This window comes from Gordonia sp. G4, assembly GCF_057770005.1.
Window position 1 is genome coordinate 2,415,639 of record NZ_CM173442.1, and the last position, 16,901, is coordinate 2,432,539.

16 protein-coding genes are annotated in these 16,901 nt (G+C 68.2%); 10 read left to right on the top strand and 6 right to left on the bottom strand.

The window, feature by feature from the left end; genetic code table 11:
* Window positions 1-121 precede the first annotated feature (121 nt).
* The 3 genes from AC3B5T_RS10795 (at window position 122) to purD (ending at window position 4,821) form a co-directional block, all read left to right on the top strand.
* A complete protein-coding gene (locus tag AC3B5T_RS10795) occupies window positions 122-1,387 on the top strand; it encodes a bifunctional glycosyltransferase family 2/GtrA family protein (RefSeq protein ID WP_055476793.1) in 1,266 nt (421 codons plus the stop codon).
* Window positions 1,384-3,441 carry a glycosyltransferase family 39 protein gene (locus tag AC3B5T_RS10800; protein WP_055476792.1) on the top strand — a complete coding sequence of 686 codons (2,058 nt, stop codon included), beginning with the start codon at window positions 1,384-1,386 and terminating at the stop codon, window positions 3,439-3,441. Before AC3B5T_RS10795 ends, AC3B5T_RS10800 begins: the two co-directional genes overlap by 4 nt.
* Window positions 3,442-3,567: 126 nt before the next feature.
* Window positions 3,568-4,821 carry a phosphoribosylamine--glycine ligase gene (gene purD / locus AC3B5T_RS10805; RefSeq protein WP_197282812.1) on the top strand — a complete coding sequence of 418 codons (1,254 nt, stop codon included), beginning with the start codon at window positions 3,568-3,570 and terminating at the stop codon, window positions 4,819-4,821.
* Window positions 4,822-4,833: 12 nt separating this feature from the next.
* Here the strand turns inward: purD and AC3B5T_RS10810 are convergent, their stop codons facing one another.
* The 3 genes from AC3B5T_RS10810 to AC3B5T_RS10820 form a co-directional block, all read right to left on the bottom strand.
* Window positions 4,834-5,796, bottom strand: a complete 963-nt coding sequence (locus AC3B5T_RS10810; RefSeq protein WP_014925421.1) for an alpha/beta hydrolase — start codon at window positions 5,794-5,796, stop codon at window positions 4,834-4,836.
* A gap of 132 nt (window positions 5,797-5,928) precedes the next feature.
* Window positions 5,929-6,411: a nucleoside deaminase gene (locus AC3B5T_RS10815; protein ID WP_055476803.1), complete on the bottom strand. Its 483-nt coding sequence runs from the start codon at window positions 6,409-6,411 to the stop codon at window positions 5,929-5,931.
* A gap of 70 nt (window positions 6,412-6,481) precedes the next feature.
* Window positions 6,482-7,237 (bottom strand): DUF6882 domain-containing protein, encoded by a 756-nt coding sequence (locus AC3B5T_RS10820; protein WP_055476790.1) that lies wholly within the window; start codon window positions 7,235-7,237, stop codon window positions 6,482-6,484.
* A 252-nt stretch (window positions 7,238-7,489) separates the two neighbouring features.
* Between AC3B5T_RS10820 and AC3B5T_RS10825 the strand changes: the two genes are divergently transcribed.
* The 3 genes from AC3B5T_RS10825 to purB all read left to right on the top strand — a co-directional run bounded on the left by AC3B5T_RS10825 (window position 7,490) and on the right by purB (window position 10,101).
* Entirely contained in the window at window positions 7,490-8,083 is a 594-nt protein-coding gene (locus tag AC3B5T_RS10825; RefSeq protein ID WP_193363251.1) for a TetR/AcrR family transcriptional regulator, read from the top strand.
* A gap of 90 nt (window positions 8,084-8,173) precedes the next feature.
* Window positions 8,174-8,575, top strand: coding sequence for a hypothetical protein (locus tag AC3B5T_RS10830; RefSeq protein ID WP_014925426.1), 402 nt, complete (start codon window positions 8,174-8,176; stop codon window positions 8,573-8,575).
* A gap of 98 nt (window positions 8,576-8,673) precedes the next feature.
* Window positions 8,674-10,101: an adenylosuccinate lyase gene (gene purB, locus AC3B5T_RS10835; protein ID WP_055476789.1), complete on the top strand. Its 1,428-nt coding sequence runs from the start codon at window positions 8,674-8,676 to the stop codon at window positions 10,099-10,101.
* A 61-nt stretch (window positions 10,102-10,162) separates the two neighbouring features.
* On the opposite strand, the gene AC3B5T_RS10840 is transcribed toward purB, so the two are convergent.
* Window positions 10,163-10,450, bottom strand: a complete 288-nt coding sequence (locus AC3B5T_RS10840) for an Rdx family protein (RefSeq protein ID WP_055476788.1) — start codon at window positions 10,448-10,450, stop codon at window positions 10,163-10,165.
* An 89-nt stretch (window positions 10,451-10,539) separates the two neighbouring features.
* Between AC3B5T_RS10840 and AC3B5T_RS10845 the strand changes: the two genes are divergently transcribed.
* Both AC3B5T_RS10845 and AC3B5T_RS10850 read left to right on the top strand, forming a co-directional pair.
* The gene (locus AC3B5T_RS10845; protein ID WP_055476787.1) at window positions 10,540-11,439 is read left to right on the top strand and encodes a phosphoribosylaminoimidazolesuccinocarboxamide synthase; all 900 of its coding nucleotides are present in this window, start codon (window positions 10,540-10,542) and stop codon (window positions 11,437-11,439) included.
* Window positions 11,436-13,601 carry a S9 family peptidase gene (locus AC3B5T_RS10850; protein ID WP_055476786.1) on the top strand — a complete coding sequence of 722 codons (2,166 nt, stop codon included), beginning with the start codon at window positions 11,436-11,438 and terminating at the stop codon, window positions 13,599-13,601. Before AC3B5T_RS10845 ends, AC3B5T_RS10850 begins: the two co-directional genes overlap by 4 nt.
* 143 nt (window positions 13,602-13,744) lie before the next feature.
* Here the strand turns inward: AC3B5T_RS10850 and AC3B5T_RS10855 are convergent, their stop codons facing one another.
* Window positions 13,745-15,292 carry a DHA2 family efflux MFS transporter permease subunit gene (locus AC3B5T_RS10855; protein ID WP_055476785.1) on the bottom strand — a complete coding sequence of 516 codons (1,548 nt, stop codon included), beginning with the start codon at window positions 15,290-15,292 and terminating at the stop codon, window positions 13,745-13,747.
* A 149-nt stretch (window positions 15,293-15,441) separates the two neighbouring features.
* Entirely contained in the window at window positions 15,442-15,936 is a 495-nt protein-coding gene (locus tag AC3B5T_RS10860) for a MarR family winged helix-turn-helix transcriptional regulator (RefSeq protein ID WP_055476784.1), read from the bottom strand.
* A 142-nt stretch (window positions 15,937-16,078) separates the two neighbouring features.
* Here AC3B5T_RS10860 and AC3B5T_RS10865 point away from each other — a divergent pair, with 142 nt between their 5' ends.
* Window positions 16,079-16,561 (top strand): glutathione peroxidase, encoded by a 483-nt coding sequence (locus tag AC3B5T_RS10865; RefSeq protein ID WP_055476783.1) that lies wholly within the window; start codon window positions 16,079-16,081, stop codon window positions 16,559-16,561.
* 96 nt (window positions 16,562-16,657) lie between these two features.
* On the top strand, window positions 16,658-16,897 hold the full coding sequence (purS, locus tag AC3B5T_RS10870) for a phosphoribosylformylglycinamidine synthase subunit PurS (protein ID WP_010844201.1): 240 nt from the start codon (window positions 16,658-16,660) through the stop codon (window positions 16,895-16,897).
* Window positions 16,898-16,901 lie beyond the last annotated feature (4 nt).

Consider the following 16,901-nt stretch of genomic DNA (forward strand, 5'->3'; position numbering starts at 1 on the left):
AATGTAGTTGCGGCCTCGGACACGCCCCCGGTGTCCGTCCACACGCCCCGGTCAGGCGTTCACAGGAACCCGGCAGCTCGCACGCAGGGTGACGCGAGGCTGGGAGCCCACTGTGGTCCGCATGATCCCAGAAGCACCGCCGGGCACCACCGCGCAGATGTACACACTCACCGACACCTCCACGCCGAATCCGGTACTCGACATCGTCGTACCCGTTCACAATGAACAGGCCGACATCGCGTCGTCGGTGCGTCGCCTCGCCGATCACCTGCGTCTGCACGTGCCCTACGCCTCGCGCATCACCATCGCCGACAACGCCAGCACCGACGACACCCTCGCCATCGCCGTCGCACTGGCGGGTGAGCTCGACGGCATGCGCGTCGTCCATCTGGAGCAGAAGGGACGCGGTCGCGCGCTGAGCGCGGTGTGGCAGCACAGCGACGCCGAGATCGTCGCCTACTGCGACGTCGACCTGTCGACCGATCTCAACGCCCTCATGCCGCTCATCGCCCCTCTCGTCTCGCGGCATTCCGACATCGCGATCGGCACGCGCCTCAGCCGTTCCGCGCGCGTCGTCCGGGGGCCCAAGCGCGAGTTCATCTCCCGCTCGTACAACCTGATGCTGCGAACAGCGATGGGGGCCAGGTTCTCCGACGCCCAGTGCGGGTTCAAGGCCATGCGGACCGACATCGCGCGCGAGCTGCTGCCGTTCGTCGCCGACACCGGCTGGTTCTTCGACACCGAACTCCTGGTCCTCGCCGAGCAGATCGGTCTGCGTATCGCGGAGGTGCCGGTGGACTGGGTCGACGACCCCGACAGCACCGTCGACATCGTGCCGACGGCGATCGCCGACCTCAAAGGTTGTGCGCGCGTGGGTCTCGCGCTGGCGATGGGTCGGTTGCCGATCGCTGAACTGCGCGAGTCCATCGGCCGGGACCGGGCCGCGGGACCGCAGCTCGACGGAGTGCCGACGGGCTTGGTCGGGCAGCTGGCGCGTTTCTGCGTGGTGGGCGTCGCCTCGACGCTGGCCTACGCGGTACTGTTCCTGGCCCTCCACTCCTTCCTCGGCGCCCAGATCTCGAATGTGGTGGCCCTCGCGATCACCGCCGTCCTCAACACCGCCGCCAACCGGCGGTTCAGCTTCGGCATCCGCGGCCGTGACAACGCATTGCGCCATCAGCTCTTCGGTCTGGGCGTCTTCCTCTTCGGCTGGCTGGTCACCTCGGGTGCACTGCTCGTGCTCCACACCGTCGCTCCCGACGCGACCAAACACATCGAACTCATGATCCTGGTGACCGCGAACCTGGTGGCCACACTCACCCGGTTCATCGGTCTCCGCTGGGTGTTCCGCAAGGCGGTCACTCACCACACGGAGGTCGTCGCATGAGCACCACCCTCGTTCCGCCGTCGAATTCCGTTGCACCCGAGAATCCCTCTGGAGTCACAGGTCCGGCCTCCGAAAACACTCGCTGGGAACGTCTCTCGCTGGCGCTGCTGCTGATCGGCACCACGGTCGGCTACCTGTGGAACCTGTCGATCAACGGGTGGGCCAACTCCTTCTACTCGGCGGCCATTCAAGCCGGCTCGAAGTCGTGGAAGGCCTGGTTGTTCGGTTCCTCGGACATGGCGAACTCCATCACGGTCGACAAACCACCTGCCTCGCTGTGGATTCCGGGTCTCAGCGCGCGGATCTTCGGGGTGAACTCGTGGTCCATCCTGGTGCCCGAGGCGCTGATGGGCGTCGCCTCGGTGGCGCTGCTCTACCTGATCACCCGGAAGTACCTCGGCCACTGGGCCGGCATCCTCGCGGGAGCGATCCTCGCGGTGACACCGGTCGCGGCGATGATGTTCCGCTTCGACAATCCCGAGGCGCTGCTCATCCTGCTGATGATCGCGGCCGTCTGGTCGATGATGAAGGGGCTCGAGGACGGTCGCTGGCGGTGGCTGATCCTGACCGGGGTGTTCGTCGGATTCGGCTTCCTCACCAAACAGCTCCAGGTCATGCTGATCGTGCCGCCGCTGGCGGTCACCTACCTCGCCTTCGGCCCACGCGGGTGGTTGCGCCGGGTCGGGCAGCTGTTCGCCGCGCTGGGCGCGATGATCGTCAGTGCGGGCTGGTGGATTCTGGCGGTAGAGCTGTGGCCCGCGTCGTCGCGCCCGTACATCGGTGGCTCGCAGAACAACTCGATCCTCGAACTGACCCTCGGCTACAACGGGCTCGGCCGGCTCAACGGCAACGAGACCGGTGCCGTCGTCCCCGGTGGTGGCGGAAACGCGATGGAGGGCATGGGCGGTGGCATGGGTGGTCCCGGCGGTGGCGGTGGCGGTGGCGCATGGGGTGAGACCGGCTGGCTGCGGATGTTCGAACCCGCGCAGGGCGGTCAGATCGCCTGGCTCATCCCGACGGGACTGCTTCTCGCCGTCGTGGCGCTCGTGCTCATCGGGAGGGCCCGACGTACCGACCCGCGGCGTGCGTATCTGGTCGTCTGGGCGCTCTGGCTGCTTGTCACGATGGGTGTTTTCAGCTTCATGGCCGGGATATTCCACCAGTACTACACCGCGGCACTGGCTCCCGCGGTCGCCGCGGTCGTCGCCGGTGGCGCCGCGGCGTGCTGGTCGCGCCGGGACCGGTTGTGGGTGCGGATCGCGCTGGGGATTTCAGTTGCGATCGCCGCGATCTGGGGCCATGTCCTGCTGGGCCGCACTCCCGACTTCGTGCCGTGGCTCCGGTTCGCCGTCCTCGTCGTCGGGCTCGCCGCGGCGGTGGCCATGGTCTTCGTCCGGCGTCGGAGCATCGCGGCCGCAGCCCTCGTCGGGGCCGTCATTGCCGGTCTGGCCGGCCCGGTGGCCTACACCGTGGACACCATCGCGACCGAGAAGAGCGGATCCATCATCACCGCCGGACCCCGGGTCGACAGCGAGTTCGGCCCCGGTGGACAGGGAGGCCCGGGTGGACCTGCAGGTCGGGGCATGCCCGCGATGCCTCCGCAGGGCATGGGTGGTCCCGGCGGCCAGGGGATGCCCGGCATGACCCAGCAGGGCGCGGACGGTCGTGGCGGTGGGGGACTGCTGCGCGGGTCGACCCCCTCGGCGGCCGTCGTCGACACACTGAGTGCCGACGCCGGCGACTACACCTGGGTCGCCGCTGCCGTCGGATCGATGTCGGCCTCCGGGTACCAGCTCGAGACCGGCCACTCGGTGATGCCGATCGGCGGGTTCAACGGAAGTGACCCGTCGCCGACGCTGGCGGAATTCCAAGAGCTCGTCGCCGCGAAGGAGATCCACTACTTCGTCGGCGGCTCGGGTCCCGGCATGGGTGGTGGCATGGGAGGGAACTCGACCCAACCGTCGTCGCAGATCAGCACCTGGGTGCAGGAGAACTTCACCGCCGTCACCGTCGACGGCGTGACCATGTACGACCTCACCATGCCCACGAGCTGACCGGCTCGCTCACCGGCGAACGGCAGCAGGCGTCGTGCCCCGACGCCTGCTGCCCGTCGGCGTCCCGCTGTTCGACGTCGACGACCGTTCGGCCGGCCCCGGGGAGCGACCGTTAGAGTCGTGGACGTGCGCGTACTCGTGATCGGCTCGGGCGGCCGCGAACATGCCCTCCTCATCGGTCTCCGGAACGATCCGGCGGTCACCGACCTGCACGTCGCCCCCGGTAACGCCGGCACCTCGTCGATCGCCACGAACCATCCCGTCGACGCCGTCTCCGGCGACGCCGTCGTCGCCCTGGCGCGTGAGATCGACGCCGACCTCGTGGTCATCGGTCCCGAGGTGCCCCTGGTCCTCGGCGTCGCCGACGCACTAAGGGCCGACGGGATCGCCACCTTCGGCCCGAGTGCGCAGGCCGCACAGATCGAGGGGTCCAAGGCGTTCGCCAAAGACGTGATGGCGGCTGCGGGGGTCAAAACCGCCCACGCGGAGATCGTCGACAACCCCGCTCGGCTCGACGCCGCTCTCGATCGTTTCGGACCCACCTGGGTCGTCAAGGACGACGGCCTCGCGGCCGGCAAGGGCGTCGTCGTCACCCAGGACCGCGTCATCGCCCGCGACCACGCCGCCGAGTGCCTCGAGAGCGGGCACCCGGTCCTCCTGGAGAGCTTCCTCGACGGGCCGGAGGTGTCGCTGTTCTGCCTCGTCGACGGCGAGACCGTGGTGCCGTTGCTCCCCGCGCAGGACCACAAGCGGGTCGGCGACAACGACGCCGGACCGAACACCGGCGGCATGGGCGCCTACACGCCGCTGCCCTGGTTGCCCGCCGAGGTGACTGCGCGCATCGTCGACGAGGTCGTGAAACCCGTTGCCGCGGAGATGGTTCGACGCGGTATCCCGTTCTCCGGTCTGCTGTACGCGGGTCTGGCGATCGGGTCGGACGGACCCGCCGTCGTCGAATTCAACTGCCGCTTCGGCGATCCGGAGACCCAGGCCGTGCTGGCTCTGCTCGAATCCCCACTCGGGCAGGCGTTGCACGCGACCGCGACCGGTACCCTCGCCGATCTGCCGCCCCTGCAGTGGCGCGACGGCGCCGCGGTCACCGTGGTGGTCGCGGCGGAGAACTACCCCGGCAAGCCGCGGACCGGGGACATCATCACCGGTGCCGACGCCGACGGGGTGCTGCACGCCGGCACCGCGCTCAACGACGATGGCGCCGTCGTCTCCTCCGGCGGACGGGTTCTCGCCGTGGTGGGCACCGGCGCCGACCTCGCCGAGGCCCGCGAGCAGGCCTACGCGCGCATCGCGAACATCAAGCTCCCCGGTTCCCACTTCCGCAGCGACATCGGCCGCAACGCCCTCGAGGGCCGGATCAGCATCTGAGCGAAACCCGGGTCAGACAGCCAGGTTGCGCCCGAGGAACTCGACCTGCTCGGGCAGGACGCTGCGCCAGTAGCGGTTGGTGTGACCCCCGGCCGCGGTCCCGAAGGCGGCGGGAGGGCGGAGACCGGCGGCCCACTGGCGCGTGTAGGTGTAGAACTGGTCGCTCGAGCCGATGTTGATCAGCAGCGGGATCTTCGCGAACTTCGGCTGGGCGCCGAACAGCGAATTGGCCTGATAGTCGGCGATGCCGTCGAAGGCGCGAGGCGGGAAGTTGCGCGGGTCGGCCCACATCGCGGGCGAGCTGACCGCCACCGCGGCGACGCGCGGCGACCCCAGCATCGCGGCCAGGCGCAGCGCGCCGTAGCCGCCCATCGACCAGCCGAAGAGCCCGATCCGCTCGGTCGACAGATCCAGGTCGGGGTTGCCGGCCAGCATCGGCAGGAATTCGTCGAGGATCATGGCGCCGCCGTCGGTGCCGTCGGTGCGCCGGTGGTAGTAATTGCGCCCGACGTCGGCGGCCGCCAGAGCGAACGGAGCGTTTCCGGCGTCGACGTACTGCTGCATCACCGTCTGCATCTCGAGCTTCGGTCCGAAGATCGATTTCTCGTTGGTGTTCAGCGCGTGCAGGACGACGACGACGGGGAGCCTGCCCGTGACCCCGTTCGGCCGGGCGACGGCCCACCGCGTGTCGCGGCCGCCCATCCGAGCGGACCGGAAGCTGCCCGTGATCAGCGGCGGACCCCCGGTGACCGGCGGCGGCGAGGCCTCGACCGGCAGTTCGTCGTCGGCCCGGCCCTCCAGGTTGCGTGGCTGCACGGACGTCGGCGGGGTCGAGCTCGAGCACGCGGCGACCCCGAGCGCGGCGGCGCCGAGTCCGGCCGCCAGGACAGCACGACGACCGACGACGGCGCGGCGGGTCTCGTCGGGACTGCTGCGGTCGTCGGGATCGCTGGTGGGTGGCGGCACTCGGGTCATCGAGTCAACAGGGTAATGGCCGACCCCCGTCTCGCGGCAACGGATCGGCGCCCGCCGCGCGCCGATGTGAGGAATCTGGCTCATCCGCGGCGCGTACGACGGTCGTTCGCAGGACAGCGATCGCCGCAGATCTCAACCGTGTTGCCAGAATCCGGCATGGACCTCGCGTGCCGCGTCGAGGGCGACCGGACCACGGACGACGATCGGTCGGCTGCCTGCGTCGAAGATCCGGCGGCACGGCATCGCCAGCGTCGGATTCGCGGGGTCGTCGCCGGCCATCTCCCGCAGGTCGTCCTCGCCGAGTGCATAGACGACGGTGCCGATCCCGGCCCAGTAGATCGCTCCCGAGCACATGGCGCACGGTTCGGTGCTGGTGTACAGCGTCAGCTCGGCCCGGGTCGCGAGGTCGAGGTGCCCCACCGCGCGCACGACGTTGGTCTCGGCGTGCCCGGTCGGGTCACCCGCGGTATCGACGGAGTTCATACCTTCGGCCACGACGCCGCCGTCCGGCGCCACCAGAAGAGAGCCGAACGGATGATCGCCACGGGCGCGGGCCTGGGCGGCGAGCTCGATCGCACGCCGGAGATGGATGTCGTCACGGTCGTCGGGGGACATGTCCCCGATGGTCGCACGGTTCGCCACCGGCGACGCGGTCGGAGGACAGGGGCGGAGAAAGCCGCGGGGGTCAGGCCTGCCCGACGAGTTCACAGCTGAAGTCGACGGGCCGCGCGCGTCGGTCGAACTCGACGTGTGCCACCGACTCGCCATCGGTGACGTCGCAGATCGGCGACCGCCCGCCGTCGGAACCGGTCCGCCAGCTGATGTGCCAGCCGCGCCGCGCGGCCATCCCGTGGATCGCCACCCGATGATCGTTGACCGCAAGAGATCTCATCACCGTCGGCATCGTCGTGGCGAAGTCGGCGAAGCTCGGTTCGGGGAGTGCGACGTCGTCGAGGAGGTACACCGCGAGTTCCCCGTCGTCGAGTCGTGCCGTCCAGTACGGACTGATCCCGGTGCTCTCGACCGCGGCCGCGGCCACGATGTCGATCGCCTGCGTCCGGTAGCCGGTGATCTGATCGCGGGACAGGTTGGGCGGCAACGGCACCCGGGGAACGGCGAAGTCGTCGACGCCGAATCGGGCACCGACGTCCCGTAGCGCGGATGCGGGACCGGACGGTTCGCCGCGGGGATGAGCCCAGCCCCACACGATCGCGTCCGTTTCGATCACCGCGATCAGGATGGCCCGCGAACGGAACGGGTCGTGCTGCCCATCCTGGCCGGGAGGGGATGTCGAGGTGAAGACGACGGCCCGCTCCGCCGGGTCGCAGCGCGCCTCGAAGTTCCCCAGCCGCTCGCGGAGGAAACCGGCGAACGCGACCTGTCGCAGACAGGTGTAGAGCGCCGCGTAATCGGCGACAGCGTGGAGGCCGTCGAACTGCATGCGCTCACGGTAACCGCGGGCATGGGCGTCGTACCCCGGTGTCCGATGTCCGACTGACGAGGCCGCCGGGCCGCAGCCGGGAGCGTAGCGAGCGGGCGACATCGGCCCGCAGCCGGGAGCACAGCGAGCGGGCGACATCCAAACGGACGTTCCTGGAGGTCAGCGGACTTATACGGGAATCCTCCTGCGCGTGCGCCGCTTTCGTGAAAGCGATACGACGGTACCGACCCTTTGGCAGCATGAACATCCATGATGACCTCGGCAGCGACACCGAAGGGTGCGCGGCGGCGGTCTCGATTGATCGAGGCTGCCGGTGAGCTGTTGCTCGAAGGCGGCTTCGACGCCGTGCGTCATCGTGCGGTGGCCGAGCGCGCGCAGCTCCCGTTGGCGTCGACGACCTACTACTTCGGCTCGCTCGACGACCTGATGGCCGAGGCCGCCGCCAACCTGTGCGCGCACGACGAGGCCGCAGTCTCCGCGCGCTGCAACGCTCTTCCGCGACGGCACCGGGGGAGCGCGGCGACGGCGGGCGTGCTCGCCGACGTCTTCGTCGGCTCCGACACCACCCTCCAGCAACTGTCCGCGCGATACGAGATGATCGCGCTCGCGGCGCGCCACCCCCTCCTGCGCGACGTCGTCGCCGCGCGGGGACAGTCGCTGGCCCTCCATCACTGCGAGGTGCTGGTCAAATCCCACCGTGTCGCCGACCCCGTGCACATCGCGCAACTGATCGGCATCGAAGACGGTGCCATCGTCGGCGCGCTCAGCCAGACCGCGGTGCGGCCCGTCGACGCCGTGCGCGACGCACTGCTCGACATCGTCGACGTCCTCGCCCCCCGGGAGTGACCCGCCAGGCGAACCTAGTGAATCGGCCGCGTGCTCCGCGTGACGATGACACGATGGAGCGTCAGGTCACCAAACGGGGAAGGGGATCGTGTGTCGGGACGACGGTGGATTCTGGGGATCGGAGCCGCGCTCGGCGCGGCGGTGATGAGCACGACCGCACTTCTGGCCCCGTCGGCGCAGGCGGCGCCGGCCGGCCGGGTCGATGCGTCGGTCCCGCTCTCCTCGGCGGTGTACGGCACCGGCTGCACGTATCCGCTGACGGTGGCGGTCAACTCGTCCGGCTGGGTCGAGTTCTTCGAGGTCAAGGCGGGCCTGCCGCCGCGCTTCGTGGGACGCGACCTGCCCCAGGGCGCGCTCGCCTCGACCACCTGGGTCCCGCACCGCATCGGCGACAAGTACCTGTATGCCGTGCAGAACGGGAAGGTCTCGCAGCCGACGTTCGTCCGCGTGCGGCAGGGCTACGGCTCCAACGGAGCGTGCTTCGCCTTCTGAGGCCGACGGTGGTCCCACCGCAGGTGGACCGCAAGTAGATGGCAGGTGGACCGAACAGGGGTTTCGGTTTGTCTCCGGCGGCAACCTACACTGGGCGGGTGTCGAAGCCCGCCATCGCCAACGTCCTGGCCAGCCGCTATGCCTCCGCCGACCTCGCCGAGCTGTGGTCGGCGACCACCAAGATCGAACTCGAACGGCGACTGTGGATCGCGGTGCTCAAGGCTCAGCGCGACCTCGGCATCGACGTACCGGCGGATGCCATCGCGGATTACGAGCGCGTCGTCGACCAGGTCGACCTCGCGTCGATCGCCGACCGTGAACGCGTCACCCGCCACGACGTGAAGGCCCGGATCGAGGAGTTCAACGCCCTGGCCGGTCACGAGCAGATCCACAAGGGCATGACCAGCCGGGATCTCACCGAGAACGTCGAGCAGCTGCAGATCCTGCGGTCACTCGAGCACGTCCACGCGCACGGGGTCGCGGTGCTGGCCCGCATCGTCGCACTGGCGGCCGACTACTCCTCGACGGTCATGGCCGGGCGCAGTCACAACGTCGCCGCCCAGGCGACCACCCTCGGCAAGCGGTTCGCCTCGGCGGCCGACGAACTCATGATCGCGCTGACCCGGCTGCGTGAGCTCATCGATCGCTATCCACTGCGCGGTATCAAGGGTCCGATGGGCACCTCGCAGGACATGCTCGACCTGCTCGGCGGCGACGCCACCAAACTCGCCGACCTCGAGGACCGCGTCGCCGCCCATCTCGGGTTCGCGCGCTCGTTCACCTCGGTCGGCCAGATCTACCCTCGTTCGCTCGACCACGATGTGGTCTCGGCTCTCGTGCAGATGGCCGCGGCGCCGTCGTCGCTGGCCCACACCATCCGACTGATGGCCGGCCACGAGCTCGTGACCGAGGGCTTCCAGCCCGGCCAGGTCGGCAGCTCGGCGATGCCGCACAAGATGAACACCCGCAGCTGTGAGCGCGTCAACGGGCTCGCCGTCGTGCTCCGGGGTTACGGCTCGATGGCCGCGGAACTGGCCGGCGCGCAATGGAACGAGGGCGACGTCTTCTGCTCGGTGGTGCGCCGCGTGGCCCTGCCCGACGCCTTCTTCGCGATCGACGGACTGATGGAGACCTTCCTGACCGTTCTCGCCGAGTTCGGCGCCTACCCGGCGGTGATCGCCAACGAACTCGACCGGTACCTGCCGTTCCTGGCGACCACGAAGGTCCTGATGGCCGCGGTCCGCGCCGGTGTCGGCCGGGAGACCGCGCACGAGGCGATCAAGGAGAACGCCGTCGCCGTCGCACTGGCCATGCGAGAGGAAGGGCGGGAACCCGACCTGCTCGACCGGCTCGCCGCCGACGATCGTCTTCCGCTCGACCGGGCCCAGCTCGACGAGCTGCTGGCCGACAAGACCGCCTTCGTGGGTGCCGCCGAGCAGCAGGTCGCCGATGTGATCGCGGCCGCGGAGAAGATCATCGGGCAGTACCCGGACGCCGCGGGTTACACGCCGGCGCCGATTCTCTAGTACGTCTGTAGACCCTTCGTGACGCCCCTCCGCAAGCTCCGGGGCTCCTCAGGGATCGGGGTCATTCCGGCGCGGTGGCGTCGCCGTGCCCGAGCTGCCAGTCCGGCAGGGCGGTGTCGCGGACCCGCCGCTTGAGTTCGGGAGCGCCGGGGAAGCCGCCGTCACTCTTGCGTTCCCAGATCTGGGTGCCGTCGACGTCGATGACGAACACGCCACCGGTGCCGGGGACGAGTGTCACCGAGCCGATCTCGGTGCCGAAGGTGTTGAGCAGTTCCGAGGCCATCCACGACGCTCGCAGCAGCCAGTTGCACTGCGTGCAGTAGGTGATGGTGATATGCGGCTCGCTCATCGGTCCAGGATCGCAGACCCCGCGGCCCGGGGCCGGACGGGAGGTCCCTGCCGCCCCGCGTGGACACCTCACCCTCTAGGGTCGAGTCCATGCGTCCTGAACTGCAGTCCTACCGGCATCTGGCGTCGGGGAAGGTCCGCGAGATCTACGAGATCGACGCCGACACCCTGCTGCTGGTGGCGTCCGACCGGATCTCGGCCTACGACCACGTCCTCAGTCCCGCGATCCCCGACAAGGGACGCATATTGACGGCGATGAGCTTCTACTGGTTCGACGAGCTCGGGGTGCCCAACCACCTGGCCGGCGGGCCGACCGACGACCGAATCCCGGCGCGAGTGCTGGGTCGGTCGATGGTGGTCCGCCGACTGCCCATGGTGCAGGTCGAATGCGTCGCCCGCGGCTACCTGACCGGCTCGGGCCTGCTCGACTACCAGGCGACCGGAGCGGTGTGCGGCGTCGAACTGCCGGCAGGTCTGGCGGAGGCGACCAAGCTCCCCGAACCGATCTTCACCCCGGCCACGAAGGCGGAGCAGGGTGAGCACGACGAGAACATCAGTTTCGAGCGGGTCGTCGAGCAGGAGGGGCAGGAGCTGGCGCAGGCGTTGCGGTCGGCCACACTCGACATCTACGCACGCGGCGCGGCGGTCGCCGCCGAGCGCGGAATCATCCTCGCCGACACCAAGTTCGAGTTCGGCCGCGGGGCCGACGGGGAACTCGTCCTGGCCGACGAGGTGCTCACCCCCGACTCGTCGCGGTACTGGGAGGCCGCCACCTACGAGCCGGGCAAGGTGCAGCCGAGCTTCGACAAGCAGATCGTGCGGAATTGGCTCACGAGTGCGGAATCCGGCTGGGACAGAGCGTCCGACGAGGCGCCGCCGGAGCTGCCCGACGACGTCGTCGACCGCACGCGCCAGCGTTACATCGATGCCTACGAGTGGATCTCGCAGAAGTCCTTTGCCGATTGGCCCGACGCGGAGGTGGTCTCGTGACCGAGGAGAAGACCGTGGCCGTCCACGACGCGACCCCGCCGGTCGCCAAGAAGGTGCCGACCGAGCGCACCCACCACGGCGACACCTTCGTCGACGATTACGAATGGTTGCGCGACAAGGACGATCCAGAGGTGATCGCCTACCTCGAGGCGCAGAACGCCTTCACCGAATCGCACACGGCCCAGCTGGCGGACCTGCGCGCGCAGATCTTCGACGAGATCAAGAGTCGTACCAAGGAAACCGACATGTCGGTGCCCAACCGGCGCGGCCGGTACTGGTACTACGGGCGCACCCATGAGGGCAAGCAGTATTCGACGTCCTGCCGCTGTCCGATCCGGTCCGACGACGACTGGACCCCGCCGGAGGTCGGCGACGACCCGCTGCCCGGCGAGGAGATCCTGCTCGACGCCAATGTCGAGGCCGAGGGCCATGACTTCTTCAGCCTCGGGGCGCTGACCGTCAGCGACGACGGGAACTGGCTGGCCTACAGCATCGACGTCGTCGGGGACGAGCGATACACCCTGCGCGTCAAGGACCTTCGCAGTGGCGAGCTGCTCCCCGACGAGGTGCGCGACACGTCGGGGGGTGCGGTCTGGTCGGCGGACGCCCGGCACGTCTTCTACTCGACGGTCGATGCCGCGTGGCGTCCGGACACGGTGTGGCGCCACGACATCGGCGCCGGCTCGGCCGATGTGAAGGTCTTCCACGAGCCCGACGAGCGGTTCTGGGTCGGGATGGGCACCACGCGAAGTGACAAGTACCTGGTCATCGGTGTCGGTTCCAAGATCACCTCGGAGAGCTATCTGCTCGCCGCCGACGACCCGACGGGTGAGTTCCGCAGTGTCGCACCGCGAGTCGACGGAGTCGAGTACAGCGTCGAACATGCGGTCATCGACGGCGAGGACTACCTCGTCATCGTGCACAACGATGTCCGGGACGGGCAGAAGGCGGAGAACTTCGCCATCGACCTCGCACCTGTCGACGATCCGTCGGCACGCCGGGAACTCATCGCGCACGACCCGCAGCGCCGTATCGAGGATCTCGACGCCTTCGCCGACTACCTGGTCCTGTCCTACCGCCGGGATGCACTGCCGCGGCTCGCGATCGCCGATCTCCGCCAGATCGACGGCATCCCGTCCGAGTCGGACTTCGCCGAGGTCACCTTCGATCAGGAGCTCAGTTCGGCGGGCCTCGGGGCCAACCCGGAATGGAGTGCCCCCAAGCTCCGCATCGGGTACGGCAGCTTCATCGAGCCGGCCGAACTGTTCGAGCTCGACGTCGCCTCCGGCGAGCGGACCCTGCTCAAGCGGCAGCCGGTCCTGGGCGGCTACGACCCGGCCGACTACGTGCAGTCCCGCGAGTGGGCCGTCGCCGAGGACGGCACCCGCATCCCGCTGTCGGTGGTGCGCCGCAAGGAGACCGACGCCGCCAAGCCCGCGCCGCTACTGCTGTACGGTTACGGCTCCTACGAGGCGAGCATCGATCCGTACTTCTCGGTGGCGCGACTGTCGATGCTCGACCGCGGCATGGTGTTCGTCCTGGCCCACATCCGCGGCGGTGGCGAGATGGGTCGCCACTGGTACGAGAACGGCAAGGAACTCAGCAAGCGCAACACCTTCACCGACTTCGTCGCGGCGGCCCGTCATCTCGTCGACACAGGTTGGACGACACCGCAGCAGATGGTCGCCGAAGGCGGGTCCGCGGGTGGACTGCTGATGGGTGCGGTCGCGAACCTGGCGCCCGAGTTGTTCAACGGGATTCTGGCGTCGGTGCCGTTCGTCGACGCCCTGAACTCGATCCTCGATCCGTCCCTGCCCCTCACGGTGATCGAGTGGGACGAGTGGGGTGACCCGTTGCACGACCCGAAGGTCTACGAGTACATGAAGACCTACACGCCCTATGAGAACGTCGAGGCGAAGCCGTACCCGCCCATTCTCGCGCAGACGTCGCTGAACGACACCCGGGTGCTGTTCACCGAGGCGGCGAAATGGGTTGCGCGGCTTCAGGAGAAGTCCACATCCGACAACCCGGTCCTGCTCAAGACCGAGATGTCGGCCGGTCACGGCGGCGTCAGTGGGCGCTACAAGCAGTGGGAAGAAGTGGCGTTCGAGCTGGCGTGGATCCTCCAGCAGTCCGGCGCACTCGACCGCGCCGCTGGTTGAGTCTCCCTCCCGCTGGTTGAGTCCCCCTCCCGCTGGTTGAGCTCGTCGAAACCACGAAGCCCCGTTCGACCGAGTCGAACGGGGCTTCGTCGTGTGGTCTCGACAAGCTCAACCAGCAAGGGAGAGCTCGACCAGCAGGGCCGTCAGTGCATCATGATCGGACCGCGGTCCATGTCCTCTTCGGTGAGCGACGAGGCGATCTTCTTGCGCGGCAGGAAGAACGCCGGGATCAGCGTGAGCACGATCAGGACCACCGAGATGGTGAACGTGTTGGAGAACACGTCCGCCGCGGTCTCGAAGAACGACTCCGGCAGCGGATCCGGCACTCCCGGGGGCAACGGCGCGTCGGAGGTGTTGGCCATGATCGCCAATCCTGCCTCCGGCTTGCTTGCGAGACTGCTCGCCAGGATCACCGAGATCACCGCGGTGCCGATCGAGGTCGCCGACTGCTGGATCACGTTGAGCAGCGTCGAGCCGTCGGGGACTTGCGGGTTGCTCAGCGTCGCGAGCGCCGCGGACATGATCGGCATCATCGTCATACCCATGCCGAGGCCCTGGACGAACAACGAGCCGCAGATCAACCAGTAGGAGGTCTCCGCGCCCAGGAACATGAACGTGCTCAGGCCGATCACGATGAGGACGATGCCGCCGAGCACGAACTTGCCCGGACCCATCTTGTCGGTGAGGCGACCGGCGATCGGCATGGTGAGCATGGCACCGATGCCCTGCGGGGCGAGCAGTAGGCCGGCGGTCAGCGTGGACTCGCCGCGCACGCCGATGAAGTACTGCGGGAACAGCAGGGCCGCACCGAAGAACGCGACCATGAACAGCACCATCGTGATGACCGAGATGCTCAGCGTGCGATTGGCGAACAGACGCAGGTCGAGCAACGGGTTCTTCTTGCGCAGGGCGTGGAAGATGAAGGCGACGATCAGGATGGCACCGATGATGGTCGGCACCAGGACCGACGCGGACACAAAGGTCCGGTGCTCGGCGCTCGAGGATATGCCGAAGAGGAAGAGCGCGAGGCCCGGCGACAGCAGGAGCAGGCCGACGACGTCGATCGAGGAGCGCTTGGTCTCGGCATCGTCACGCAGGACGATCCACGAGAAGACCAGTGCGCCGATGCCGATCGGCACGTTGATCAGGAAGATCCAGTGCCAGCTGAGCTGCTCGATGAGGACGCCGCCCAGGATCGGACCCGAGATCGGGCCGAGGAGCATCGGGATACCGAGAACGGCCATGACCGAGCCGACACGCTCGGGTCCGGCGGCCTTGGTCAGCATCATCATGCCGATGGGCATCAGCATGCCGCCGCCCAGTCCCTGGATCACGCGGAACGCGACGAGCATCCCGATGTTCGGCGCCAGCGCGCAGAGCACCGAGCCCAGCGTGAAGAGGACCAGCGAGACGAGGTAGACGCGCTTGGTGCCGAAACGTGAAGCCGCCCAACTCGACAGCGGGATCACCGCGGCCAGCGCCAGGGTGTAACCGGTCGCCGTCCAGGCGGCACCGGCCGCGTCGGTGCCGAACTCCTGCTGGAAGGTGTTCTGCGCGACGGCGACCACGGTGACGTCGAGGATCGACATGATCGCGCCGAGCACGACCACGCCGGCGACCAACAGGACGTGTCGGTCCAGCTTGGTGTCCGGTGGGCCTTCGTGCAGGTGACCACCTGTGGATGAAGTCATTCGGGTGTTCCTATCGGTCGGACGAGATCTGTGCAGGCCGCACCGACTCGCGCTCGAGGTGGCGGGCGGGAGTCTGGTGCGAACCCCGGTATCGGAGGGTGTTCGGGTTCAGAGGGTGGTGCCGAGGGCCGGCGGGTCGACTTCTGAGGTCATGAGGCCCGGTGTCGGGTCTCGGCCGGCAGCCGGAAGTGGTCGACCTCGTCGTCGACGATGGGACGTAGCGCCGTACACAGGTTGTCCCGGAGTTCGGCGGGCAGACGGGCCACGAAGTCCTGGATGGTTCCGTGCTTCATAGCCAGGTGGGTCTCCAGGAAGCGCATTCCCGCGTCGGTGAGGGAGATGCGCTTGACCCGCCGGTCGGACGGATCCTCGCGACGATCGACGAGGCCCCCGCCGACCAGTTTGTCCACTGTCCGGCCGGCGGCCGCGAGTGACAGCTGTACCTGATCGGCGATCGCGTTCACCGACATCGGACCTGCCTGGCATCCGAGTGCCGAGAGGATGCGCAGCTGGGAGAACGTGATGTCGGTGGAGGCCAGACTTTCCAGTGCTTCCGGCCGGCTCAGGCTGGTGAGTCGGTCCAGGAATGCATTGAGCGCCGACGATGCGGCAGACACCGACTCATCGGCACCGCGGAAACCCATGCATTCTTCGGCCACCGGAAGATGCTAACGCAAATGCAACTATTGCAGAAACGCAAACAACGGTGACCTTGTGCATACGCGCCACGGTGCTGTGACCTACGTCTCGAAAGCTCCGCGGCCGGCGACGTCTAACCTGGCGTCCATGGCCAACATCAAGGACATCCCGGTTTCTGCCCTCGACGGTTCCGACGTCTCGCTGAACGACTTCGGCGGACCGCTTCTCGTGGTGAACGTCGCCAGCAAGTGCGGTCTCACGCCCCAGTACGCCGGCCTGGAGGAGCTCGCCAAGACATACGGGGACAAAGGGCTCACCGTCGTCGGAGTGCCGTGCAACCAGTTCATGGGGCAGGAGCCGGGTACCGCCGAGGAGATCGCGACCTTCTGTTCGGCGACCTACGGTGTGACCTTCCCGCTGCTCGAGAAGACCGACGTCAATGGCGACTTTCGCCACCCGCTGTACGCCGAACTCACCCAACACGCCGACGCCGACGGCGAAGCGGGCGACATCCAGTGGAACTTCGAGAAGTTTCTCGTCAACGCCGACGGCGAAGTCGTCAACCGCTTCCGTCCGCGCACCGAGCCGACCGACCCGACGGTCATCGCCGCCATCGAATCCGTGCTCTGAGGCGATTTGGCGCACCCGGTAAGCTGACCGGCGTGAACTGATCGGGACACACACCGATCAGGCGACAACCGACCAGCAGACATTGAGGAGCGGTCCATGGCGCGAGTGGTGGTCGACGTGATGCCCAAAGCCGAGATTCTCGACCCCCAGGGCCAGGCCATCGTCGGCGCCCTGGGTCGGCTCGGGTTCAGCGGAATCGGCGACGTCCGGCAGGGCAAGCGTTTCGAGCTCGAGGTCGACGACACGGTCGACGACACGACCCTCGAGCGCATCGCCGAAGAACTCCTGACCAACACCGTCATCGAGAACTTCAACGTCTCGCGCGTCGCGGAGTAGAGAG